This is a genomic window from Congregibacter brevis (assembly GCF_045689245.1).
Lineage (GTDB): Bacteria > Pseudomonadota > Gammaproteobacteria > Pseudomonadales > Halieaceae > Congregibacter > Congregibacter brevis.
The window spans coordinates 942,493-968,060 of sequence record NZ_CP136865.1; the positions used below are offsets into that span (position 1 = coordinate 942,493).

General features: G+C 55.0%; 19 protein-coding genes. 6 read left to right on the forward strand and 13 right to left on the reverse strand.

Features of this window, described 5'->3' with window-relative positions; translation table 11 throughout:
* Positions 1–93: 93 nt before the first annotated feature.
* A complete protein-coding gene (locus R0137_RS04160; protein WP_407328776.1) occupies positions 94–993 on the reverse strand; it encodes an MBL fold metallo-hydrolase in 900 nt (299 codons plus the stop codon).
* A gap of 141 nt (positions 994–1,134) precedes the next feature.
* On the opposite strand from R0137_RS04160, the gene R0137_RS04165 reads away from it, so the two are divergent.
* Both R0137_RS04165 and R0137_RS04170 read left to right on the forward strand, forming a co-directional pair.
* Positions 1,135–1,608, forward strand: coding sequence for a (2Fe-2S)-binding protein (locus R0137_RS04165; RefSeq protein WP_407328777.1), 474 nt, complete (start codon positions 1,135–1,137; stop codon positions 1,606–1,608).
* Positions 1,605–3,845 (forward strand): molybdopterin cofactor-binding domain-containing protein, encoded by a 2,241-nt coding sequence (locus R0137_RS04170; protein ID WP_407328779.1) that lies wholly within the window; start codon positions 1,605–1,607, stop codon positions 3,843–3,845. Before R0137_RS04165 ends, R0137_RS04170 begins: the two co-directional genes overlap by 4 nt.
* Before the next feature lie 87 nt (positions 3,846–3,932).
* Here R0137_RS04170 and R0137_RS04175 read toward each other — a convergent pair whose 3' ends face one another.
* Together R0137_RS04175 and R0137_RS04180 are read right to left on the reverse strand one after the other, a co-directional pair.
* A complete protein-coding gene (locus R0137_RS04175; protein WP_407328781.1) occupies positions 3,933–5,558 on the reverse strand; it encodes a tRNA-dihydrouridine synthase in 1,626 nt (541 codons plus the stop codon).
* A gap of 67 nt (positions 5,559–5,625) precedes the next feature.
* On the reverse strand, positions 5,626–7,095 hold the full coding sequence (locus R0137_RS04180) for a protein adenylyltransferase SelO (RefSeq protein ID WP_407328782.1): 1,470 nt from the start codon (positions 7,093–7,095) through the stop codon (positions 5,626–5,628).
* Positions 7,096–7,206: 111 nt separating this feature from the next.
* Between R0137_RS04180 and R0137_RS04185 the strand changes: the two genes are divergently transcribed.
* On the forward strand, positions 7,207–9,150 hold the full coding sequence (locus R0137_RS04185; RefSeq protein WP_407328784.1) for an amidohydrolase family protein: 1,944 nt from the start codon (positions 7,207–7,209) through the stop codon (positions 9,148–9,150).
* A 100-nt stretch (positions 9,151–9,250) separates the two neighbouring features.
* Positions 9,251–10,567: an ACS family MFS transporter gene (locus R0137_RS04190; RefSeq protein ID WP_407328785.1), complete on the forward strand. Its 1,317-nt coding sequence runs from the start codon at positions 9,251–9,253 to the stop codon at positions 10,565–10,567.
* 38 nt (positions 10,568–10,605) lie between these two features.
* Here the strand turns inward: R0137_RS04190 and R0137_RS04195 are convergent, their stop codons facing one another.
* Together R0137_RS04195 and R0137_RS04200 are read right to left on the reverse strand one after the other, a co-directional pair.
* On the reverse strand, positions 10,606–11,352 hold the full coding sequence (locus R0137_RS04195; protein ID WP_407328787.1) for a hypothetical protein: 747 nt from the start codon (positions 11,350–11,352) through the stop codon (positions 10,606–10,608).
* Positions 11,349–12,374 (reverse strand): nucleoside hydrolase, encoded by a 1,026-nt coding sequence (locus tag R0137_RS04200; protein ID WP_407328789.1) that lies wholly within the window; start codon positions 12,372–12,374, stop codon positions 11,349–11,351. Before R0137_RS04200 ends, R0137_RS04195 begins: the two co-directional genes overlap by 4 nt.
* A gap of 174 nt (positions 12,375–12,548) precedes the next feature.
* Between R0137_RS04200 and R0137_RS04205 the strand changes: the two genes are divergently transcribed.
* Both R0137_RS04205 and R0137_RS04210 read left to right on the forward strand, forming a co-directional pair.
* Entirely contained in the window at positions 12,549–14,174 is a 1,626-nt protein-coding gene (locus tag R0137_RS04205) for an amidohydrolase family protein (protein WP_407328791.1), read from the forward strand.
* Positions 14,175–14,256: 82 nt separating this feature from the next.
* Positions 14,257–14,634 carry a glycine zipper domain-containing protein gene (locus tag R0137_RS04210; RefSeq protein ID WP_407328793.1) on the forward strand — a complete coding sequence of 126 codons (378 nt, stop codon included), beginning with the start codon at positions 14,257–14,259 and terminating at the stop codon, positions 14,632–14,634.
* Here R0137_RS04210 and R0137_RS04215 read toward each other — a convergent pair.
* From R0137_RS04215 to R0137_RS04250, 8 genes are all read right to left on the reverse strand, one after another.
* Positions 14,631–16,493 (reverse strand): AsmA family protein, encoded by a 1,863-nt coding sequence (locus R0137_RS04215; protein WP_407328795.1) that lies wholly within the window; start codon positions 16,491–16,493, stop codon positions 14,631–14,633. The genes R0137_RS04210 and R0137_RS04215 overlap by 4 nt on opposite strands.
* Before the next feature lie 64 nt (positions 16,494–16,557).
* The gene (locus tag R0137_RS04220; protein ID WP_407328797.1) at positions 16,558–18,594 is read right to left on the reverse strand and encodes an ATP-binding protein; all 2,037 of its coding nucleotides are present in this window, start codon (positions 18,592–18,594) and stop codon (positions 16,558–16,560) included.
* On the reverse strand, positions 18,591–19,145 hold the full coding sequence (locus R0137_RS04225) for a heme NO-binding domain-containing protein (protein WP_407328799.1): 555 nt from the start codon (positions 19,143–19,145) through the stop codon (positions 18,591–18,593). Before R0137_RS04225 ends, R0137_RS04220 begins: the two co-directional genes overlap by 4 nt.
* A 21-nt stretch (positions 19,146–19,166) precedes the next feature.
* A complete protein-coding gene (locus R0137_RS04230) occupies positions 19,167–20,594 on the reverse strand; it encodes a sigma-54-dependent transcriptional regulator (protein WP_407328800.1) in 1,428 nt (475 codons plus the stop codon).
* Between the two features lie 56 nt (positions 20,595–20,650).
* Positions 20,651–21,973 carry a hypothetical protein gene (locus tag R0137_RS04235; protein ID WP_407328802.1) on the reverse strand — a complete coding sequence of 441 codons (1,323 nt, stop codon included), beginning with the start codon at positions 21,971–21,973 and terminating at the stop codon, positions 20,651–20,653.
* The gene (locus R0137_RS04240) at positions 21,970–23,016 is read right to left on the reverse strand and encodes a glycosyltransferase family 2 protein (protein ID WP_407328803.1); all 1,047 of its coding nucleotides are present in this window, start codon (positions 23,014–23,016) and stop codon (positions 21,970–21,972) included. The genes R0137_RS04235 and R0137_RS04240 overlap by 4 nt, the downstream gene beginning before the upstream one ends.
* Positions 23,009–24,604 carry a WecB/TagA/CpsF family glycosyltransferase gene (locus R0137_RS04245; RefSeq protein WP_407328804.1) on the reverse strand — a complete coding sequence of 532 codons (1,596 nt, stop codon included), beginning with the start codon at positions 24,602–24,604 and terminating at the stop codon, positions 23,009–23,011. Before R0137_RS04245 ends, R0137_RS04240 begins: the two co-directional genes overlap by 8 nt.
* Before the next feature lie 9 nt (positions 24,605–24,613).
* The gene (locus tag R0137_RS04250; RefSeq protein ID WP_407328806.1) at positions 24,614–25,567 is read right to left on the reverse strand and encodes a chain-length determining protein; all 954 of its coding nucleotides are present in this window, start codon (positions 25,565–25,567) and stop codon (positions 24,614–24,616) included.
* Position 25,568: the final 1 nt, after the last annotated feature.

Genomic DNA, 25,568 nt, shown 5'->3' on the forward strand with positions numbered 1-25,568 from the left:
TAATTGGAGCTTGGCTTTTGGCGCAAGTCTCTACAATGGACTCACCGGACCATGCTTTGTCTTTTCCGGCCAGCAGGGAACTATCTCCGGGGGCTAAAGTGGCTGCAGCCCACTGTCGAGAGCAGCAGCGTAGTCATGGGCCACCACAACTTCGATATCGAGCTTCTCATCCATGGCCGCAAACCACAGACGCAGCATTTCTGTGCGCGCCGTGTTCTCCGGCACAAAGAGATTGCTGTAGAGCCAGCCTTTGCCCGTGTTGCTTAGCATCATGCTCTTCACATTGGAGATGTCGCCACTCATCAGCCACAAGGTGCCGTCTACCGAAACAGCAAATAGGGTAGAACCTGGCGTGTGTCCCCCAAGTCCGACGATACCCAGACCAGGGAAGTCACTGTGCGTGAGCAATCCGTCGCCTTGAAGGATCACCGGCTCAAGGCAAGAGCCCTCAAGCTGGCGCGCACTGTCGACTGTGTGCAAGTTGTGTTGAGTAGCCTGCCACAGCGTCTGATAACTCCGTGCTCCTTCGCCCCGCTCGGCGCAGAATGCTTCAATCCCCTGTACATGATCCTCATGAAGGTGGGTAAAGCCGACACCGTCTACTGTGTCTAGCTTGTCTTTAAGGAGCTCAGCTGCGCTGCCCTCGAAAGCTACCGGCCCCATGCCCGGTGAGAGTTTGGCAATGAGCTTTGCAAACTCTTCGCTGGTGGGCTGATCCATCGCCGCGTCGATCATGAATCGTCGACCGTCCGGCCATTCGATGACGACCACCGAATGATTCAGGTCGCGGTCCGGACCGCGCTGCGACGAAGACCGAGCTATTCGGATCGAGACGGGTCCGCCCGGTGTGGTTTCGAGGGCACGCAGCTCCTCTTCGGTAGGCAGTGCCGGTTCTACACCCCGGATTTGAATATGGGCTGGGCCCAGATAAACCGCCAAGGCCACGACGGCCAGCGCCAGTACACCGATAGTTATTCTCAAAAGCCAACGCATGATTGGATTCCCCTGTCCGAATAGTAATTGCAGGCTAACACGCGCTGCAGGCTTAGAAGATCCACTGACTCAGGCTGTATTTTTTGCTCACTGCGCTATAGTCTGGAGCGTCTTGGTAAGTCTCCCACAGAGGAACGCAGCATGCTCAAACTAATGGTTAACGGTAAGTCGATGGAGGCGGACGCTGATCCAAGCACGCCTCTCTTGTGGGTGCTGCGAGATCATCTGGCTCTCACAGGCACCAAATACGGCTGTGGTATTGCCCAGTGCGGCGCCTGTACTGTGCACGTAGACGGCAAGGCCATGCGTTCTTGCGTCTATCCTGCGAGCGCAGCTGAGGGCAAAGAAATTACCACTATCGAGGGTCTCTCTGAGGATGCGAGTCATCCCGTACAGCAGGCCTGGGTAGAGATCGACACTCCCCAGTGTGGCTACTGTCAGCCAGGCATGATCATGGCGGCTTCGGCATTGCTGGCCGAAGTGCCCAACCCCAGCGATGAAGACATTAATCAGCGGATGACCAACATCTGTCGTTGCGGGACGCTTCCTCGAGTTCGCGAAGGCATCCACAGAGCCGCTGCTATCGCGGGTGGCGATAAGGGAGAGCAGTCATGAACCATAAAACAGTCATGAATCTTAAGAAGCTTCTCGGAGAAACGGAACAGCAAGACGGAGACCAGCCGAGCGCGTCCGGTGTGGTCGATATTAGTCGTCGTCGCTTTGTTGTCGGATCCGCAGCGGCGGGTGCGGGTCTTATGGTGGCCATGCAGTTACCTTTTGGTAGCGCCAGTGCGGTAGCTCAGGATGGTGCAACCGAGGTAAACGCCTGGGTCGTGATTGATTCCGATGACACGGTGACCATTCGTATTGCCCGCGCAGAAATGGGCCAGGGCACGCTCACGGGCCTTGCACAGATGGTGGCAGAAGAACTGGAGTGCGATTGGGACAAAGTGAGCTGGGAGTTCGCATCGCCCGCGGAAAGCCTCGCGCGAAAACGGGCCTGGGGCAGCTTTGCGACGGGTGGTAGTCGCGGTATTCGTGGTAGTCATCAGTATGTAAGAGAGGGTGGAGCTCTTGCTCGAGAACTATTGATTGCGGCGGCGAGTAAAGAGTGGGGCGTGCCTGCAGCTGAATGTTCAGCCAAGAGCAGTGTTGTGACTCACGGCCCCAGTGGCGCGACGATGACTTATGGAGAGTTGGCTGCAACTGCGGCGACGATGAGCGCACCGGACTCTGTCACCCTCAAAGATCCCAAAGATTGGACCCTAATCGGCACGCCTGCTGCGCGGCTCGATACTCAAGATAAGGTTAACGGAAAATTGCAGTACGGTGCCGATGTCATGCTGCCTGGTATGTTGCATGCCGCTATTCATGCCTGCCCCGTGCACACGGGCAAGCGCAACAGTTTTGATGATAGCAAGGCCAAGGCAATGCCCGGCGTGCGGGCCGTAGTGGCGGTGAGTGACAACGCAGTTGCTGTTGTTGCCGATAGTTGGTGGCAGGCTAAAACCGCTTTAGATGCAGTGACTATCGAATGGCAGACCGGTGAAGACGGCAAAGTCACCAGCGAAAGCATTAAGCAAATGCTTGAAGAGGGGTTGGGTGCCGATGAAGCCTTTGTAGGCAACGAGCACGGTGATGCGAAAGCGGCGCTAGCAAAATCCAGCAACACCTTGACCGCCGATTACAGCTATCCCTTCCAGAATCACGCACCCATGGAGCCCATGAACACCACCGCGCTCTGGACTGAAGAACGCTGTGAAGCCTGGGTGCCCACCCAGAACGGTGAATCGGCTTTGGAGGCTGTGGCAACTGCAGCTGGTCTGTTCCCGGAGCAGTGCGAAGTACATCGGATGATCCTTGGGGGTGGCTTTGGTCGTCGCGGCGCCCACGATTTTGTAGCGCAGGCAGTAGAGATTGCCAAACAGATGCCAGGCACACCGGTGAAGTTGCTGTGGAGTCGTGAAGAAGACCAGCGCCGGGGCTACTACCACCCCGTAACGCGCAGTCGAATGACTGCAGCTATGGATGAAGACGGAAAGCTTGACGCGCTTCACGTGCGCATTTCTGGTCAGTCAATTCTTGCGTTCTTTAGGCCTGCTCTGGGTGAGCCAGAGAAAGACCCCGTGGTCTTCCAGTCCATGGCGCCCGAGGGTGATCACGCCATGATCTACTCGGTGCCTAATCTTCTCGCTGATCACGCTATGCGCAATACCCATCTCAGACCGGGTTTCTGGCGCGGCGTGAACATCAACCAAAACGTTTTTTACATGGAAAGTTTTGTTGATGAGCTGGCGCGTAAAGCGGGTGCGGACCCTCTCGATTATCGCCGTGACTTACTGAGTGAAAGCCCCCTCGCCCTCAAAGTACTCGAAGAGGTCGCCGGGAAAGCAGGGTGGGGCAGAGAAATGCCCGAAGGGCACGGCTTGGGTCTTGCGGTCTGCAAGGCGTTTGGTAGTTACGTTGCCGGTTGTGCTGAGGTCGCCGTGGTCGATGGCAAGCTTCAGATGAAGAAGATCTGGGCGGCTACGGATCCCGGCTTTGCGGTTAATCCGCAGCAGATTGAAGCACAGGTCGGAGGCTCCTTTGTGTATGGCCTCAGTGCGGCGCTGTACGGCGAGTGCACCGTAGAAGACGGCCGTGTCGTGCAGGAAAACTTTGACAGCTATCCCTCGCTCAAGTTGGCCGAGATGCCCGAGGTGGAAGTTAGCGTGATGCCATCCGGAGGTTTCTGGGGTGGAGTGGGCGAGCCTACCATCGCGGTAGCAGCACCGGCGGTACTCAATGCAGTCTACGCCGCTACAGGTGTTCGTATCCGGCACTTGCCGGTGAAGGATCAGGCCCTCGCTTAGCGCGGAGGCCTGACTAAGACCCGCAGCGTGGCTTTACGTCCGGGCTGCCGCTCCTTGTGCGGCGGTTCGTTTATTGCCCTCTGGCTCTTAGGGGTTTAGGTCGCTAAGAAAGGGCCCGTCGACGCAGATGCGTCGCCCGTCTGGCGTTGCGCAGGCGCCGCAGATACCCACACCACACTTGGTCATGTAGTCCACTGCGCTTAGGATTTGCTCTTCGGCGACAAACTCTCGTTGAACGGCAATAGCGGCACGCACCATGGGCTCTGGACCGCAGTTGTAAAACACGAGTTTTGCCCGTTCGGCGGTACTCATACCCGCCAGTCTCTCGCGCAGCATCTCGGTGACGCGACCGTGGTAACCACGGCTGCCATCGTCGGTAGCTACGTGTACTTCGGCAACCTCGGCGCATTCGTCGAGGAAGTACAGACGCTCTTCGCTACGCGCCCCTACAAAGAACTCTGAATTCCCAAAATCCCGAGCGATCTGATACACCGCGGCTAATCCCGTGCCTCCGGCAACGGCCATAATGTGAGCACCTTCCGGTGGTGACACAGGCACACCGTGGGGACCGCGCACATAGGCCTCGGTTCCGGTCGGAAGATCCATCAGCGCGTGTGTGAAATGGCCCACATCAATCACCACAAGGGTGAAGGGGTCATCGACCAGCGCCGAGAAGGGCTTTTCACCCAGCCCGGGGATCCATAAATAAATGAACTCGCCCGCTTGAATATTGATGGGACGGTCGAAAGTCAGTAAGGCAATGTCTTCGCAAACCCGTTGATTCTTTACCAGCGTCACGGGTTCAAAGTTCATATCGATGTCGTAGCGGATCATCGCCTCAGCGAATCCGCTGTTGTTGGACAGGTCTTTAGTTAACTGTGTGAAATAGCTGCCGATTTCTTCGCTATTCAATCCTGTCAGCGCAGAACCCACGCCAATGACATTCGCTCCTGCTTTCATGGCAGCGTCGACATCCGCGGCGCTGGAAAAGCCCCCGCAGCCCACAATAGGTAGATCACTCACTTCGCGAATCTCACGAATGCATTTCAGAGCGATAGGCAAAACCCCTTTACCGGACATGCCGCCAACGCCGTTGGACAGTACCGGCTCTCCATGGGCGCTGGTGTAGCCGGGACCCACGGTGTTGATGGCGCAAAATCCATCTGCTCCAGCATCGGCGGCAGCCTTAGCGATGGCGCCGATATCGGGCGTATTGGGCGTGAGCTTAGGAATGACGGGAATGTCCACAGCCGCCTTTACTGCAGCGACAATCTCGGCCACCACTACGGGGTCTTGACCCATAGCCATGCCATAACCGCTTGCGTGGGGGCAGGACAAGTTCAGCTCTAATCCATCAGAGTGGGGGGCCAATAACTTGGCGACCTCTACGAACTCCTCGACGCTACCGCCAAAAATTGAGGTCAGCAAAAAACGATCATCAGGGATTTTGAGGTCCTTGATACCGGCCAGTGCGGCTTCGGCGCCGGGGTTTGTCAGGCCGACGGCGTTTACAAAACATCCTGGCGCGTACTGGGAATATACGGGCTCGCGATTTCCAGTCTTGGGAGCTAGACCAATACTCTTGGTAGTTATGACGCCTATCTGCGGTACCCGGTCAAAGAAGTACTGAATAATCGATGGTGCCGTGGTCACGATGCCCGAGGGTATTGTGAAGGGCCCCGAGAGGGACTTACCAAAAAATTCGATGCTCAACGCCTGTGCCTTTCAAATTGCGAGGGTGACTGAAGGGTTACTGCTTAATTATACGGGGCGCGTCGCCTCAGGTCCCGCAGAAGGTGCGCATAACCTTTTCCTGGGGTTGGGCTGGCAGTGCCAAATCACTATCGGCAACAGTGTAGTGTGCGGGGTTCTCGAGCCTGGTCACCAGACGATGAAACAGCCCATAGTCGCCCGCCTCGCCTTCTTCAATGGCGCGCTGAATTAGGTGATTTCGGGGAATGAAGGCGGGGTTTGCAGCAAACATGCGGGCTTGTTTTTCTTCCGCCCGTCCAGCTTCGGCTTGTTGTCGTTGCGCCCACAAGGGCAACCATTCCAGAAGCTTTTGTCCCGGCTTGAAGAGGGCGCCTGCGCCTGTGTTCGGGCCGCCGGGGTTGATTTCATCCGCCAGAAACCGAAACGCCAAAGTGAAGTCGGCCTGATCTTCCTGAAGAGCCGCAAAAAGACCGTCGGCAAGGGCGATGTCCGTCTCAGTGAATCCCTCAAGACCCAGCTTTTTGGCTAGGCCTTCCTGATAGGCCTCCTCAAACAATGGCGTGAACTGTGACAGGGCGTTTTTTGCCTCTTCTACTGCAGCATCCGTATCGTCATTAATGAGCGGTAAGAGTGCCTCTGCGAGACGCGCAAGATTCCACTGCGCTATGCCCGGTTGGTTGCAGTACGCGTAGCGGCCCTGCTGATCGATGGAGCTGAACAAGGTCTCCGGATGGAATTCTTCCATAAACGCGCAGGGCCCGTAGTCGACGGTCTCCCCACAGAGGAGCATGTTGTCGGTGTTCATGACGCCGTGTACAAAGCCGAGTAACTGCCATCTCGCGATGAGCCTTGCCTGGGCGGCGATCACTGCCTCCAGCAGCTCTAATGCAGGCTTCTCTGCAGCTACTTTGTCAGCATAGTGACGCTTTAAGATATAGGACACGAGGGTGGCCAAGGACTGGCGATCCTCTCTGGCGGCAAAGTACTGCATGGTTCCCACTCGCAGATGACTGGAGGCAACCCGGGTAAGTACCGCACCAGGTTCTATGCCATCGCGCATCACGCGTTCACCTGTGGCTACAGCGGCCAGCGCTCGAGTAGTAGGTACGCCCAGAGCAGCCATCGCCTCGCTGACGATGTATTCACGAAGCACCGGCCCTAAGGGGGAGCGTCCATCACCACCGCGAGACCAGTCCGTCCGCCCACTGCCTTTTAGCTGCAGGTCGTAGCGATGCTGATGCTGATCTACCACTTCACCGAGTAAAACCGCTCGACCGTCACCCAGCTGGGGGTTGAAATGACCAAATTGATGGCCTGCGTAGGCAGCAGCAACGGGATTTGATCCCTCAGCTACGCGATTTCCCGACAGAACCTCAATACCCTCTTGAGAGCCAAGCCACTGAGGATCAATCCCCAACTGCGTTGCCAGGCGGTCGTTGATTCTTATGAGTGACGGGTCTTTAACCGGATCCGGTTCCTGTGCGGTACTAAAGGGTGATCCCAGAGCGGCAAAGCTGTTGTCAAAGGGGATGGGCATAGAGGCTCCAAAGGATTGCCAACTAAATAGGCTTGGTTTGTTTGGGCAGCATGGTTACCCTTCTTTGCTCTCACGGCAACTATGGTCAGAAGAACTGACAGGAGACTGAGCGTGCAGTTGGTGGATCAAGGCGGGAAAGACGAAATTAATCCGGAAAACGAGAAAGACTGGCAAGAAAAGGTCGACGACTTTAGTTGGGATGTTCTGTTTAGAAACGCCACCGTCTTTGACGGCAGCGGTGAACCACCAAGGCGTATGGATATTGCGGTACGCCGCGGACGCATTGCGGCCAAAGGCACGGCGTTACCGGAGGGACCTGCACGGCGCACCATCGACGCCACCGGGCAGTGGTTAATGCCAGGGCTTTTGGATATCCACACGCACCTTGATCTGGAAGTCGATCTTGATCCACGGCTACCTGAAGTCGTGCGTCATGGCACCACCACCGTACTCTTTGGTAATTGCAGTCTAGGTACCTGCTTTGGTCACCAGCGGGATGAAAGCGGTCAGGACCCGATTGTCGACTGCTTTACCCGCGTTGAGAACATTCCCAAGCCCGTGCTGCGAAAGTGCGTGGATGCCATCAGCTGGTCGGACACCGGCGGCTATATGGACCACTTCGCCGATATGCCTCTGGGGCCCAATGTGGGAGCCTTTGTTCCTCACTCCATGCTCCGTGTTGAAGTCATGGGCATGGAGGCAGCGATTAGTCGCGATCCTACGGAGCAGGAGTATCAGGAAATGGAGTCGATACTCGACCGTGCCATGCAGCAGGGTTACCTTGGCTTATCAACGGATGGTCTTCCCTTTCACTATTTGTCTAACGAACCTCATACGGACAAGCGCATTCCTACGCAGTTTGCCGGCTTCAAAGAGCTGCGCCGACTCATGAAAGTGCTGCGCAAACACAATCGCGTGTGGCAGACGACGCCGATTATTGAGAACAGAGCCACTGCGCTGCTGTACTTCACCCTGACCAGTGGTCGTTTGTTTAAGAAGACCCTCAAGGTGTCCGCGCTTTCAGCCATGGAGCTTGTGCTGGCGCCGCGTGCTACCAAGGCCTTTTTGGGCTTTGCCAAACTCATGAACAGCTGGCTGTTCAAGGGCAGCCTGCATTTTCAGGCTTTGGGCACTAACTTTCGGGTTTGGTCTGACGGCATCGTCAGCCCTCTCTATGAAGAACTCCCTTCCACGGCGCAGCTGATTGCTCTTGAGTACGATGATGTCGAAGGTCGTCACGCGCTGATGCACGATCCCCAATGGGTGGCGCAGTTTCGCGATGACTGGATGCACGGCCGCACCGGTGGTGACTGGGCAAGCTTCAAAGCAAAACTGGGGATGCCGGACCATCTCGTGATTCGTGATCTCCACCGTTTGGTGTTTGACGGTGCGCCCGTAGCCGATTGGGATGGTGAGTCCTTTGATAAAGTCCACGAGCGCTTGCTCAGTTTTATGGATGGAGACAGCGCTCAAGCTCGATCTGATGCTGAGAGAGAGGCTTTCGCTTCTCTTGAGGTGCGACCCGAGACCGACGCGGACTTCATGCTTTTTCTTATGCGTCGCTACGACAAGGGTTTTCGCTATTGGGCGGATGTTTCCAATATCGATAATCGCGCCACCATGGACTACCTCATGCATCCTCAGGCGCTGCCTGGCTTCAATGACTCCGGTGCGCACCTTACTAACATGGCGTTCTTTGATGGCAACCTGATGTCTCTGAAACTTGCTCAGCAGCAAGGGGATGCCATGGTCGCAAAAATGGTGAAGCGCCTGACAAAGGAGCCTGCGGAGTTTTTCAACATTGATGTGGGGACGTTGGATCTCGGCGCTCAAGCCGACCTGGTGCTTATTGATCCCGAGGTCCTTAAGGATTGGGACTGTAACGATACTCGCGAGTACGTATTCAGGGACCTGTTCGGTCATCACCAAATGGTTAATCGGCCTCCCGCTATCGTTAGAGAGGTAATGATTCGTGGGAAGCTTGTTTGGGAAGATGGCGAGTTCACCCAGACACTGGGTGAGGAAACCCTGGGCAGGGCGCTGCGCGCTGCCTAACTTGTTTGCCCACGGGCAGTGATGCTCCTGCCTGTGTACTATCCGTGAATAAACTATAAATCGCGACCGACCACCGCGTTGGTCAACGGGGAGAGTACCGATGACGCAATCTGAGTTGGCGAGGGGTTTTGGGCGCCCGTCGCAGTGGCCCAAACGACATGTCCTGATTGGACTGTGCTTTTTTGCGACATTTATCTGTTACATAGATCGCGTCAACATCTCGGTTGCTATCATCCCCATGGCCGAAGAATTCGGCTGGTCGGCCACCACAAAAGGCTACGTGCTCTCGTCCTTTTTTGTCGGCTATTTGCTCGCCATGATTCCCACGGGGTGGCTGGCAAACCGCTTCGGCGGAAAGCTGCTTTTGGGTGGCGCGTTAATTGGCTGGTCGCTGTTTACGTTTCTGACACCCATCGCGGCCGGTGTGTCCCTTAGTGCACTGCTCATTACCCGTGTATTGATGGGTATGGGGGAGGCCGCCAGTTTCCCCGGAGTCTATAACCTGCTGGGACGCTGGATCCCGAAAGCCGAGAAGTCCCGTGCCGCAGCCGTAAACCTCACGGGTATCCCCTTGGGCACCATCTTTGCTCTCTCGACTACGGGGCTGTTGGTAAATGCTTATGGCTGGCAAAGCGTGTTTTATGTGTTCGGCGGCGCAGGCCTCTTATTCGCAATTTTCTGGCTTAAATTTGTGCACGCAAAGCCGTCTCTACACCCTACTATTTCAGCGCAAGAGGCGGCCTTGTTAGCGGAGCTCGAAGGCAGCGAGGAAGAGGAGAAGGCTCCTATACCCTGGGCGCTGTTTTTGCGACATCCGGCTATTTGGGCGCTTATCATTAACCACTTTTGCGCGAACTGGACCCTGTATCTTTTTCTCGCCTGGCTCCCCAGCTACTTTCGGGACGTGCAGGAGTTATCCATAGCCGGATCAGGCTTGTTTGCGATTGGGCCGTGGGTTTGCCAGTTCCTAGGCGGGAACTTGTCTGCTTATGTCGCCGATCGGTGGATTGCCGGCGGCAAGAGCGTGACATTTGTGCGCAAGTTTATGCAGTGCGGTGGGCTTATCGGTGGTGCAGTGATGCTGTTGCTTGCCGCCCAGGCGACCACCCCGGGTATGGCGTTGTTCACGCTCTGCGCTGCGTTTGGAGTGTCTTCTATGGCGTGGGCAGGATTTGCCTGCAATCACCTCGACGTGGCACCCAAGCATGCCGACGTGCTCTTCAGCATCACCAATATTGGTGGAACATTGCCTGGCATCATCGGTGTAGCCTTGACCGGTATGCTAGTGGATTTGACGGGCGGGTACACTGCGACCTTTGTAGTTGCTGCAGGTATCAATGTTTTTGGCGCGCTTGTGTGGCTGTTGTTTGCTACCGGCGAGCCTATCCTGACAGACGCAGATAACGACCGACCCTAGGAAAACGTAGAGAGGTCGAAGAGACACAGCATGGTGCGTTACAGCGGGCAGTTCGGTGCTATCAACGCACGAACTGCTGCACTGTAGTCCTCGTCACTATGGCAAACACCGTCGCTACTTTTGTCGACGTAGCTTGCACATAGGTTGACCGCACAAAGCGATTCACTGTGTGCTTCCGACAATTCTGATAGAGCCGGCCCTGCTCCTCTCAAAAGATCACGCATCGACAGCGGTGAGAGCATGCCTACGCGTTCCTCCACGTGAAAGCCCACAATGTTATGCAATGCGCTCAGTAGTTTTGGACCGATAAACTGGGGTACTACCGGCATCTTTACGCGCTCGAGCATTGCCGTCGCGCGATCGGTGTAAAACGGTAGTATGGGGCTATCGGCGGTAAACTGGAGCCAGGCGTTGTGGATTCTGCGATAGCTATGAACCCCATCGTCTCTGCCTTGCACCCACACCTCGCGACCGAAACTGTGATCGAGAACTGAAGGTTCAAAGTCGCGAAAAATCATCAGGTCTGCATCGCACCAGATCGCTCGTTCGTAGCCTGACCTTAAGGCCTCGCCCATAAGAAGAAGCCGTGCCAGGTCGGTTGCGACCACGGGCTGAACGCGGAGTTTCTCTCGCAGGGCAGGAGGTAATGGGCGAAAGAGTTCGTCACCGCAAAAACTGTAATCGAAGCCTCTGATTTTGGACCATGCTCGCACGGAGTCGCAGCAGCGCCTTTGCCACGAGGGCAGAACGCCAGGCTTTTGGGACTGTAAGACCAGGGTCTTCATGTTTGGAACATACCGAAGTATTCCTTGAAGAAGGCTTCCGGGTCGACGGAGGTGGCCACTCGGGTATTGCTCTTCGAGTTCCTGACAAAGGACGTTACCCCTGGCGTCGGTTCACTTTCCAGGTCTACACGAATATCACCCACTTCAAACTGACACAGGTCCGGGTTGAATAACGTGGCGGCAGTTAGGGGGTCATGAAAGTGTAAAAGCTCCCGCTCGTCGAACCATACGCTTGACCAGTCCAGCACCGTTTCCAGAAGTGGGTCGTCCTTAAAACGCTCTGCTACTTGCGCTGGACTCATACTGACCTGCCAGGTGATATCCAAGCCCGTAGCGGTGATCTGCGGCACTGCTGCAGATAACACCTGTCGCGCTGCATGCGGGTCAACGATGATATTCCATTCGGTGGGCCCCCAGGGCGTTGGGTAGTCAGAATACTTGCCGCCCATAACGACAAGTTCCGCCAGCAGCGCCGGAATTTCCGGATCTAGAGCAAATAGCTTTGCGATATTGGTGAGAGGACCAACGGCTAGGAGCGTGACTTCGTGAGGATTTTTGCGAATGCTGTCGCGAAGAAACCCAATCGCGGAGTCGCGCGGAAACTCGGCTTGTCTGCTTTTCAGACGCCTGGTCTGGGGTGCTTTGGTTTGCATCGACTCTACGAACAACGGGGTGTCCTGTCCTGGGAAGATGGGGACGTCTACACCGGCGGTCTTACAAAGAGCAGCGACCAACTGTGCGCGACCCTCCGCGTCTCCCGTTACCGTAGTGACTCCCAGTAAGTCGCACCGCGGTTGCCGCAGCAGATAGGCCAGCGCCACGGCGTCATCGATATCACTGCCAATGTCGGTGTCCAGAAGAATCTTGCGGCGTGGTTTCTGCCGTGTGCTTTGTGGCGAATGCTGTAACGAACTTTGAGATAGTGATTCTGAGAAAGCGCGAGCATCCAACGCAGAAAGTGCCGTGCCTGCCACGAAGGGTAATAGTAGGCCTGCGTGGGTTAATTGCCGTCGTCGAATCATAAGCGGATGGTAACTTTTATCGTGCTGCTCGGTCGTTAGCTGGGTTTCACCACCTCGAGCGGTGGTTCGGAAATTGAATTCGAGGTCGCAGTATAACGGCGGTATTGCTACCACTGGAAAATCGACCTATGTTTTCTTGTAAGATCCTAAGAAATAACTCGTGAGGAAAGCTCCATGCCCGCACTGCGCACTTCCATTGTTATGCGACGCTCGGTAGCAACTGCCTTTGTCTTGGTCAGTTCGCTATTGGTTCTGCCTACTATAGCGGCAGACAGCAGGCCTGAACCTGGGGAGGAAAACATTGCCGGCGCGCTCGCAGCGGGCTTTGCTCCGCCAAAACTGGCGCCGCCTCGCGGCGATGAGGCTCGGGGCCCCTTTGATCGGCTACTCATAAAAAATGCGATGCTGGTAGTGGGTAATGGCGCGCCCCCAAGAGGCCCCGTGACGATCGAAGTGCGGAACGACCGCATTCATTCTATCCATGGTGGTCACGGTGGCGATGCTGAGACGGGCGGCGCTGAGGTCATTGATGTCGACGGCGGTTATGTGTTGCCGGGCTTTGTGGATGCGCATACCCATCTCGGTACACCGGGGCACGCTCAAGCCGGTGCTCTCACAGACTCCGAGTATGTACTTAAGTTATGGCTCGCCCATGGCGTTACCACGGTACGCGATGTGGGTGCAGTAATGGGTTTGGGATGGACGGTGAAGCATCGCGAAATGGCCGCTGCAGGGGAGATTAGTGCTCCTCGCATGCGTGTCCATGCGATGTTTCCGCCCTCTACTGCTACCGCCGACGAGGCTCGTAATTGGGTAAAAGCCGTTCGTAAACGCGGCGCGAATGGCGTGAAATTTCGTGGCGCTCGGGCCGAGCCCTTTGCGGCGGCTATGGAAGAAGCCAAGCGTCTGGGCATGAAAACGTCCTATCACCATGCGCAGCTTTCTGTCGTGCAGACCAATGTGCTGGACAGCGCGCGACTAGGGCTGGATAGCATGGAGCATTGGTATGGCCTACCGGAGGCCATGTTCGACGATCGTGTTATTCAGGACTATCCCCACGATTACAACTACAGCAACGAACAGGATCGTTTTGGTGAAGCAGGGCGTTTGTGGTTGCAGGCGGCCGCACCCGGTTCGGAAACCTGGCAGCGAACTATCGCCGAGCTCGTAGATTTGGATTTCACGCTGTCGCCTACCTTCACTATCTATGAAGCCAATCGAGATCTCATGCGGGTTCGCAACGCTGACTGGATGGAAGACTATGTACCGTCTTACATGGCGAGGGCCTTTGAGGCAGACCCAGATATTCACGGTTCTTACTTCTTTGATTGGACAACCCAAAAAGAAATCGACTGGAAACAAAATTTCGAGCGTTGGATGCAGTTTGTCAACGATTACAAGAATGCCGGCGGCCGCGTGGTCACGGGTTCTGACGCGGGCTTTATCTACAAGGTCTATGGCTTTGCCTACATACGTGAGTTTGAGCTACTCCAAGAGGCCGGTTTTCACCCGCTGGAAGTGATCAAGGCAGCCACGCTGGATGGGGCTGAGCTCCTTGGTCTTGATCGAGAAATCGGTACGGTTGAGGTAGGCAAGAAGGCCGATTTAGTGATCCTCGACGAGAACCCCTTGGCTAACTTTAAGCTTTTGTATGGCACGGGACATCGTCGATTGAACCGCGAGACAGGCTCGGTGGAGAGAGTTGGCGGCGTTCGCTATACCGTGCGTGACGGGATTGTCTTTGATGCGGCGATGCTGCTTGAAGACGTTAGAGAGCTGGTCGCCGCAGAGAAAAACTGAACCCTTTCGACGTTTTGGCGTCCGACAGATAAGGGCTTCTTACGCGTACAAGCCCGTATTCAGCTAAAAGTGGAGTTACGCCATGGGTTTGCCGGTTCGAGTTACCCCCGTACTGGGATTGTTGTGCTTGACGCTTGTTAGCGCCTGCACCACGACCGATGAGATCATTATCGACCGCAAGGGCGTGGATATGGCCAAGTACGCCGCTGATAAGGCGGAGTGTGAGGTGTATGCCGATGAGGTGCGAACGGGTGAAAAGGCAGCCCGAGGCGCTGCTTCTGGTGCGGTTGTCGGGGGTGCCGTGGGCGCTATCGTTCGTGACAGCACTGATGGTGCCGTCCAGGGCGCCGGTGTTGGCGCCATCACGGGGGGTGCCCGCGGGCTATCCGAGGGCGAGCGTGACAAAGTCAGAGTTGTAAAGCGCTGTCTCGGTGGACGCGGTTACCGCGTGTTGAATTAGTCCCGTCTAAACAACTTATTGAACAGCTTGCCTGCCTCGTCTGAGGCTTTGCGCTTCAACTCACCTTCCGCAAGGTCTTTGATGATTTCGCTGGTGTTTACACCACACCAGCCAGCGGGGTCATCGGCGAGGTTGCCTTTGCACTCTACAGGCCAGCGCAAATCGGAGTAGCGCTCGTTGATTCTGCATGCCGGGTCTAGTTCGCCCAGTGCAGCTGACAGTTGCGCCCGGAAGCTGGCGCGAAGATCCTGAGAATCCAAGTCCAGCGTGCCATTCCCATTCAGTCCAACCGCAGCGAGTTGTGCGGTAAGCGGATTGAGCGTGGCTACCCCGTCGGTCAGCATAATCTCTGCTTCCAAGGCTTCAAAGCGCGTGTCTGCGGGAAACTCCGCGCTTAGCGCTTCCTGATTTACCAGCGCCACCCCTTTGCAGAACATTTGCTCCATGCCAATGCCTGCAAGGGTGATGTCCTGGGTTGTGAAGCTGATGGGGCCTGTGAGGGATTGGGTCAGCGCGTTACTGCTTGCGCCGGAACCGCTGAGTGACCATTCGAGGTTGGCCGCTCCTCGCGCTTCCATCCCTAGTTCCATTGCGGAAACAGCCTGGGCGACATCCAGTGCTTCTACCCCGCCTTCTGTTGCCAGCGTGGCAACGTTGTAGCGCCCGTTGAACACGGCCGAAAAATTGATATCACCGCCGTGTACTTGCGCAGATACGGGGTCGAGCGTTGCTACACCGTCGACCATCCGCAGCGCGGCGCTAACATCGGTGAGCTTGTGAGCGTCGAGAACAACGGTGTCGATACGAAGCTTCGCGCGTGTGTCTATCATGCGAAGTGCGTTGAGGGGCAGCGGTGCGTCCCCGTCTGAGGAAGCAGCATCTTGAGCGCCTTCTGCGCTTGCGTCCGGTCCGGCGAGAATAAGAAGTGCCGGGTTGAGTTCTGTTAGCGCGAGATCGGCGTCGATCTGGGGACTTTCGAAGCTGGCGTAGCGAAGGGTGCCACTGCCCGTAAGGTCGCCGGTTTGCAGCTCGATATTTAGGTCTGCTACCTGCGTATCCAGTGAAAATTCACCGCTTAATCCCAGGGTAATGGCATCTGGAGTAGTGCCCGTGACGCGGATGTTAAGACTATCCAGATTCAGTGTTTCTGCATCCAAGTCGGTCCTGAACTCCCCCGCCAGAGTGATTTCCATGGGAGGTGCATCAGTGCCCGAGGGAATAATAATGTCTCCTGTCAAAGGCACTACCCGACCATCGAGGTTTAGGTCACTCGCGGTTAGTTGTCGCAATTGCAGTTCGCTAATAGCTATGCCAGCACTGTCTACCGTAATCAATCGAATGTTACTGAGGGACAGCTCGCCAACTTCTAACGCCAGGGGTGCGGCTAGTACAGTCGCGGCAGCCTCTGCCTGCGCTTTGACACGTGCCTGCGCTCGGAGCGCATAAAACTTCTCAAGCTCAGCATTACTTAGCGTCGAGGTATCTGTCGCTTCTGCTTTTGCTGCTTCCTCATCGGCGGCTTCTGATGTGACAGTCAGGCCCTGCACTTGAATACTGTCTATCTCGACGCTACTTGAAAGCAACGGCATTAAAGCAACGCCTGCGGATAGTGATTTCGCAACTATCTGAGTGTTGCTTTCGGGGACCTCAAGGCTTACATCGCTGGCGGACAAGGCGACCTTGGGAAACAGCGAGAGAGATGCATCGCCGTCGACGCGAAGCACGGCGCCGCTCTCGTCCTTTAACTGTTTTGCCACAATATCGACCAGCGCTTTCTCATCCAGAAAGAGCGGTATAAGGACCGCTGCTAACACGATCAAGATTACGGGGACGGCGAGTATCCAGAGAATGACACGCATGATTACGATCCTTTAAAAAACCAGCCTAAATTCAGCCTAGCAGACACCACCGAAGGGCAGGCAACTAGGTTTTACGAAACTCCGCTAAAGCTCCGAGGCCACTTTGAAGTAAGCCTTCGGATATCGACAAATCTTCTGTTGGTGGAGCATCACTGTTACGCATCTGCGTCTCCAGCGCTGCAAAGTGTTCGCCTGCTCTTGCTAAGCCCAGGCTGCGGCAGGTGCTGGCGAGAGTATGTACTTCGCGAACCATGGCGTTGAGTTCTCCATCTGCCAACGCCCTTACGTAACTCTCCCAGCGCTTGTGTACTTCACCTTCAAACTGATCCAGTACCGCGCCCAGACTCGCTTCGCCTATCTGTTCGCGAAGTTCATCAAGAACGCCCGTTGCCAGCTCCGGAGGAGCGTCGGTAGCATCACCCTCAGTCTGCTCTGGGATTTCTGCGTCTTCGGGGTGGGCCTGTGAGAATGGCTCTGCATCGCTATCCGCTGCTAGCCAGCGATTTAGTTGCTCAGCAAGTCGACCTCGGACGATGGGCTTTGTCAGGTAATCGTTCATGCCAACGCTCAAGCAACGGTCTCGCTCCTCACTGCTGGCATAGGCTGTGAGAGCAACAATGGGGAGCTCATCTACACTGCGTTGTTTTCTGATGTTGGTAGTCGCCACCACGCCGTCCATTATCGGCATGTTCAGATCCATGAGCACCAGGTCGAAGGTCTCCGACAGCGCTCGCTCTACCGCAACGGCACCATCACAGGCCTCTTCAACGGTGACGCCTAAAGACTCAAGGATCATGCGACCCAGCAGCATATTCGTTGCATTGTCATCGACCAGAAGTACAGTGCCTTTAAATCGCTCTGGCACATCAGCAGTGACGGCGCCGCCTTCCGGCGCTGACAGGTTTTCTTCGGTACCCGGTTCCAGCGGTATCTCCAGCCAAAAGAGTGAGCCTCTTCCCTGGTGAGAAGTCACGCCTAAAGTGCCATCCATAACCTCAACATAACGGCGTACTAGGTCAAGACCCAGTCCAGTCCCTCTATCTTGATCGGGAGCCTCAGAGCTGCCGGTCCAAAACGGTTCGAATATCAGCTGCTTGTCTTCCGCACTGATGCCACTACCGGTGTCCTCTACTTCGAATCGGACATAGTTTTCTCCGGAGCTAGCTGATGGCAGTGCGCGCACTGTCACACTGCCCGACTCGGTGAACTTTATAGCGTTGGTAATGAGGTTTAGAAGGCACTGACGCAGCTTTGCCTTATCGCCAATGTATAGGTTTCCAAGAAGAGGACTTACTGACCACAAAAGCTGCAGGTCCTTTTCTACTGCGCGAGCTCGAACAATATCAGCGACGCTTCGCATGAGCAGCGCGAGTTCAAACACGGTACTTTCAAACACTTCATCGCCAGCTTCGATTTTTGAGATATCTAAGACGTAGTTGATGACGTGCAAAAGGTTGCGTGAGGAGCTATTGGCAAGATCAAGGAGGTCCTGAGCTTTTGGAGTCATCTTGTGATCGCCCATAAGAGATAGCGCGCTAACCACACCGTTCAGTGGCGTACGCATCTCGTGGCTCATACGCGCAAACATGGCACTCTTCGCTGCCTGTGCAAGCTCGGTGTTCTGTTTCGCTTCTTGCAGTTCTCCGTTGAGCTTTTCAAGATCACTCACCATGCGCTGTTCGGTGGTCATCAAAAAAAGCTGATCGAGCTGGGAGTCTTGAGGCGAAAAATCTGCCATACCAAGCTTGGTATCCGGGCAGTGCGCGTTCATCCAGAAAGCCCAGGGAGCACCGCAAAAACATAAGATGGGCTCTCCCTGCCATGTGGTTTCGACCATTTGGCCGCGCATGGCAAAGCGCTCATCGACGCTCTTTACAAGGAACAGCGATGCGAGGTGCTCCCGAACTTCAGGAATGCTTCGTGCTGCGGCGGGGCGCAGAAGTTTGAAAAAATCAAAAAACTGGGATCCCACATCTAGGCTAGGCAAGTAGCGGCGGGGCGTTTCGCTGGAATACAGAATTTTGCCATCGTCATTGATACACAAAATGGCGGTAAACAGCTTTTCCAGTTGTGACCATGCGAGTCTGGGTTCTGTTTTCACTGGATGCTCAGTTCAAATACGCTGTGCGTACCTTTTCCATCTTCATCGATGGAGACGGCAAAAATCTCGAGCTTGTCCCCAAAGTGATCCGCTAGCCCGCCCAGCAGCCCCGTAACAAAAGACGTCAAACCTTTGCGCTCAGAGTAATAGTGAACAAAGTACCTGCCCGCCTCTTTGTCGATATTTTCGACGCGGAACTCTGGTGGTACATAGTCAAGGAATGTACTGGCAATGCGGTCGTGGAGGTTGTTGAGGTTGTGCAAAAAGCTGACCGTATCATTGCCGGTGGCATCCATAAGCGGGGCAAAGTTTTTTGTGGCTATCTCGTCTACCCAGTGTTTACCGAACATCTCCATGCAAGTCTCGATAGGTGCTTCCAGAACTTCTGATGCGGCACCGGCCAACTTGTAGGTCGACTCGTCGTCATAGCGACGCATAGTGAGGTAGGAGTCCTCAGCCACACCCGATTGATTGTGCACTTCTTTCCATTTCTCCTCACCAAAGTGAGTGACCACCATATCCTGAAGTGCGCTATTGATCAGACCGTACACGTTGTAATCCTCGTAGCTAATTTACTCATCGACGTCGATTTCATTAATCCATGCCTGGCGCTTGCGATAAAGCGTCGACGGAGCCACTTCAAGCAACCCTGCGGCTCGGTTGATGTTGCCATCACAGGCGGTTACCGCCGCTTCAATGGCGCGTTTTTCGACCATCCAAAGGGGTTTGATCGCTCGGCGCTTGGCGAGATCGTCCTGCTCAGATTCTGTGGTCGATGCCTTATCTTTCGGCGATGTATTGTCTTCCCGTTCCGCGTCGTCGACTAAGCCTTGATGAACATCGAGGGCTAGCATGTCGATTTCAATTTGCTCGCCCTGATTGAGGACTACGGCTTGTTGTACGACGTTTTGCAGTTGCCGTACGTTACCGGGCCACACATAGCGGAGCATTTGTTCCTCTGCGGCCGCGGAAAAGCTGGTGAAGTTCTTAGAAGACTGGTTCGCATAGATGTCCAGAAAGTGTCTAGCAATCAATAAGATGTCCCGATCTCTTTCGCGCAGCGGTGGAAGTCGCAGAGGCACAACGTGCAGTCTATAAAACAGGTCTTCGCGGAATCGGCCTTCTCGAACTTCGACCAGGGGATCGCGATTGGTGGCGCATACGAAGCGAACGTCCACAGTCTCCAAAGTGTTGCTACCGACCTTTCGGAAGGTGCCGGTCTGTATGAATCGCAGTAGCTTCTTTTGTAGCTCGAGATCCATTTCGCAGATCTCGTCTAAAAACAGCGTGCCGCCATTAGCTATGCTGGCAGCACCTTCACGTGCAGCACTTGCGCCGGTAAATGCGCCTTTTACGTGACCGAAAAGCTCACTCTCCATGAGCTCACCAGGTATGGCACCGCAATTGATCGCTACGAACTCTTTTCCTGAGCGCGGACTGTGCGCATGTATCGCCTCGGCAGCCAGCTCTTTGCCCGTACCACTCTCCCCGACAATGAAGCCGGTTGCATCACTGGGCGCGAGAGAGTCGATGGTTTGATAAACGGTCTGCATCGCATTCGAGGCGCCGATAAAGTTTGCATAGCTCTTGCGCTGCTTACTCGATAGCTCCTCTATCTGCTTACCCAAGTCGAGCTGGGCTGCAGCATTGCCCAGAGTGACTTTGAGTCGCGCAGCATCAAAAGGTTTGGTAAGGAAGTCGGAGGCACCGATCTGGATCGCGTTTACCGCCATATCCGAGGTGCCGTGGGCAGTCATAACGACAACCTTGGGCGGTGTGTCGAGGGTCATCGTATGATCTAGAAAATCAATACCGTTACCGTCAGGTAGTTCTATGTCGAGGAGTACCAGGTCGGGTACAAATGCATCGAGCGTAGCGTGCGCACGTCCCAGCGAATCCACAGTGATGATCTGATAGTTTTCTTCGGCCAGATACGCGTTGTAAATCGCAGCCAATGAAGGACTATCCTCGACCATCAATAGCTTGAGAGCATCTGTCATTTTACTAGTCCGACGGAACCCGCGTTTCTGTGAGTCATCATGAACACCATTGTCATTCAGGCCCCCAGTATGGGCAGATTGTGCGACGGTGCAAGGGTATTGGCGGAGGATGTGTGCTTGATCACGTTGGCACAGCGCACGCGGTGCAAACTGGCTAGAGAAAGCGCGAGACTGCCTAGAGTTATCCCTTGCGCATAGGCAAGTCCAGGGTTGAGCGCCAGATTGAACGTTTGCGCCGTCATAAAAATCAACATTCCCCACAGTAGAGGGTTGATACGCCCGTCGGTGTCTCTGCACTCCATATTCGCGGCCCAAAGCCGCAACCAAATTTTTCCGTGCATGGTGAGATACAGAATCACTCCAACGATCCCATATTTGTAGGTAACACCGATTAGCCCCAGATCCGAAGGAAAGAAAAACTTTGCGACAATGTCCTGATAGGAGAGTCCATAAGCGCTGTCTTCTCCGGCCCCCAAAATAGGATGCATAGCGATGTGCTCGATAGCTTTGAGAAACGCCTTCGCACGAATACTCCCGCCATCTGCTTGCATGAAGTTTTCTACTGCCATGCTTCCGATCACCGGAATAGCCAGTATTGCGAGGGGGGCCATGACCACGATCAGTTTGAGTCGGTTCCGATGGGATATGAGGATAGGGTAGAGCATCACCGACAAAATCATGGTGGCGAGCGTAGAGCGAAAGAGAACAATGCTCCAGATATAGACTGCGAGGGCGACGCTGGCGATAGCCGCTGTTTTGATAGAGCCACCACGGGATTGTAAGAGCAAAGCGAGGGACCCTAGCAAAGCGACCATGATTGCGAACAACGGCGGCTTGAGTCGAAAGCCCCGCCATGCGTCGTAAGTCACGAGGTTACTTACCGTGTGATCTGAAGAGAAAAACGCAGCGCGAAGATCCATGGTGAAGTAAAAGATCAGGTAGTTCACCATGAGTGCAAACAGCGCAAACCAGATGGTGCGTTCGACCTGAGCTAGCGGAAGGCCGCAGCGAACAAGCAGATAAATACCCGGGCCGACAAACGCGAGAAGGAACTCTCTTGCAGAGAACACACTGTACAAGACACTTCCTGAATAGTTGATGACGAAGACAACGCTGCTGATTCCCATGATTCCGCCCAGCAGCATGATGGGGGACAGCACCCAGCGCTTCCACTCACTGTGTTGAAGCCGAAACAGTCCCTGCCAAAGGCCCATGACAAACAGCAGCAGTGCGCAGGCGATGCCCAGCTCCTGCAGGCGGTTGGACATGTAGTAGCGGCCGCCCTGACAGCCCGCAAAGGTGGCCATGAATATTGCGGCGTAGATCACCGGATTCAGACTGAGCTGAAACGGCGACGTCGGTTGCGCCCGCTGGCTCATGACTGAGACTGTGCGCTCCTCGCGCCATTAATGATTTCCCGTGCAATCACGGACGCATTACGCCATTGACCTTTGATGATGCGTTTCAATACGTCGAGCCAATTGCTAACTGCGCAGCGCCAGGCGTTCTGTGGGTAGTAGGTCTTCATGAAGAAGATACGACTGCGAAACATGTGTGTGTCTGAGACTAAGGAAGGGCCTCGGTTCCAGCTGCGCGAGCCAATGCTGCCGCCTTCACGGTGATACAGTCGCGCGTCCTTCGCCACGAGCAAATCAAAACGCTTTGCTGCCCGGGTGAACCAGTCAATTTCTTCGTAGTAAAGGAAGTAGGCTTCGTTCATCAGCCCCACAGTCTCCAAAAACTCGCGGGGAAGCAACATCGAACACCCGGTGAGGTAATCCAGCTGTTCTTCTATAGCGGCGATCGGAGGTAACTCATCCTCATTCAGATAGCGCCCCTCTGACTCCATTGCACGACCGCGAACACTATCGAAACGGTTGCCCCCGATACATTGGACTACCGTGGGGTCGTCGAAGAAGTGAATAACCGACCCACACACGGCGGGACGGTGGTGCTCCCGTAACCTGGTTAGCATGTTGGCAGCGCAGGAGGATTCAACCAATGTGTCGTTGTTGAGCAGCCACAGGTGGGTCATATCATCTTGCGTACGCGCAAAGCGGAGCCCAACATTGTTTCCTGCGGCAAAGCCCAGGTTTCCGGCGTTATCCACGAGGATCAGTTGCGCGCTGGGATCAGCTTCTCCACTTTCGGCCTGCTCTCGGCTAATGAGCTGAGTGATGGGTTTATGGAGATTTTGGTTCTGGAGGCTCGCCAGACGCGGCTGTTCCGGCTTTTCGGCAGAGATGCTGTCGCGGGACCATGCCTGGATATAATCAAGACTGTCGTCGGACGATTGGTTGTCACACACAATGACTCGCGCACCGTCATGAATGTTCGGTAGCAGACTGTCCAGACAGGCAATACTGTCTCGCCAGCCATTCCAGTTGAGCAGAAGAATATAGACGCCGCTCAGTTTAGCCACCGCGGCTCTCTCCGGTCGTACCCTCGAGACTCTCCTTGCTAATGCGCTCTAGGAGCTGTCGATCGCTGATGATTTCCGCGGTGCTCTCTATCTCCGCCATGCGCAGCATCTGCTTGATGTTGTGGCCAGCGCCGCTGAGGTACACCGCCGAGCCAGCTTCCCCTGAGTGAGTGAACAGCGGCATAAGTTCTGCAATGCCTGAGCTTTCCAGAAGGTCTACGTTGCGAAAATCGATGATGCAGTGGCGATCTCGAGCACCGTGCAACAGGCATTCTACAAAGCCGATTTCGCTGAGGGACTCACGATTCACACGACCCGACAGCATCGATAGCGTCGCGTCTTTTAGCGCATAGGACTGGCAAGTAAATGACGCAGCCCCATCACTTCGGCCGGCAAGGCTATCGATCGTGCCACCGTTATCGTTCTCTAAAAGATCCATAAGTCGGGCGGCGGTGAGTTGTCGGCGTACTTGTGTGGACATGCCCATAAGCTGAATCTGATCTCGTTGACTGTGGAGCAGACTTGCCAGATTGAACAATTCTTGTTGGGCGCTGAGCTCGATATGCTTTACCTCAGAGAAGTCGAGGATGCGTAACTCTCCGGCGTCGACTTCTTTTGCGAGATCTTCGACGACGCGTTGAAGATACTCATCGCCGACACGACGTGGCAGGGGGAGCAGAGCGATGGATTGGTCGCGAGAAGACCACAGCCGTTGCCAGGGGAGATTGTTTGTGCCGGGAAGCGTCGCTTCGCCGAACTGAAAGGTTTCCCTCACGCGCTGGAGAATTACGGGCGCCGCAAGCGCACTAAGCTTGAAAAGTCCTTTGCTGTAGCGCTTCCAAAGGCGACCTGGGTCCTGAAGAATTCGGTACACCCACTCGAGGTTCATGGCTTGCCACGCGGCCGGCGCCCGGCGAACCGTACCGATTACAAATTCGAAAGTGCCGCCCACTCCGATAGATACCGGCGTCTTAAGCTGCTTTCGATTGCGATTGAACCAGAGCTCCTGTTTCGGATTTCCCAGGCCCACTAACAGTATGTCTGCTTTAGAAGCGTGAATTTCCTCCAGGAGCTCACGGTCGTCCTCTGCTGACGAGGCTAAATCACGACCCGTGGTTTTTACAAAAGGCGCTGCTGTTCCCGCAATTCTTAAGCCTGGATAGCAGGCTTCGAGGACCTTTCCTGCCTCAGCGGCCACACCGGCAGCACCCCCAAGAAGGAAAATCGAAAGACCCTCCTGGGCTGCTCTTTCAGCAATTGCTGGTACGAGATCTGAGCCGCAGACGCGCTCGCGTATGGGTCTGCCCAGAAGACGGCTTAACCAAACGATAGGAAATCCATCGGCGGTAACCAGGTCTGAACTACGCAATACCTCGAGAAGCTCCGGATGGCGTGGACGGGAGAGAGCCGTACCTAAGCAGTTCACCAGGAAGTCTGCATTTAGGGTGGATACAAGACGCGCCCGCCCATCCTTCGCCGACGCCATAGCGATGATTTTCTCCACAGCGCTGTCGAGGGTGAGATTGTCGACCGGAATACCTAAAGAATTGAAACAATCGCGTCCGGGGTTATAAGTGAGAGAGCTCATGGTGATACCTCAGGAAATATCTGTATTCGTGGTGTTATTTTGAAGGTGCAAGCTGCGGGCAGTTTGGAAGCTGCTCCAGAGTTGCAACAATAAGGTGATGCCTAGCACTGCGAAGGTGCTGAGCATTAATCCGACAATGCCGCCTACCACCACTTTTTTCTTTCGAGACATGTTCACGCTGCGATAGGGGCGGGCTGCTGGGTCAATAATTTCGAGCACGTATTCTTCTCGTGCATTTGCCAGCATCATGATGGCGGTTTGAGCCTCAATTAGACGATAGATCGATTTTTGGATTTCTACGACGTCAGATTCGCGGAGGGTTAACTCCAAAAAGGCTTGTTTGCGAACCACTTCTTCCTTGGTGCGGTCGCGCATGTATTCGTTAAAAGTCTGCACGTAAAGATTTGCCCAGTCCCGCGGTAGAACAGGTTCGGGCCAGCGCATCGCGACGGTGATAATGTCCGTTTCTTCATCAACGGTGATCATGCGGATCTCATCGCGAAAACGCGTGAAACTCTCACCAACATCGGGCGCGAAGCCATCTTTCCAGGATTGTGTTTCTTCGGACCACTTTGCAGGGTAAAAGTGGCGATAGATGTTGTGCTTGTTAAGAAAGTGCAGGGTAAAGGTGCGCGATCGCAATCTCGCCATCATGACTTCACTGTAGTTATCACGGGTGGTGCCCATGACGAAGCCGTGCTCTACCAAGGTCAGTACTTCCGATGCTCGGCGGTCATCGGGAGACACACCACCTGGGTCCTCAATGTCCACAATACTTACCTTGGCCCCCGCTACGTAGCTATAGGGCGTGGTGAAGGAGTGGTAGGTTCCATAGGCGGCGCCCAAAATTAATCCGGCAAGCAGTAACCACTTGGCTCGAATGAGCGCATTCACAAAGGGCATGAGATCGAGATTGGCGGCGGCGGTATGCTGGGGTGCCACGACGTCGTTAGCTTGAGTCATT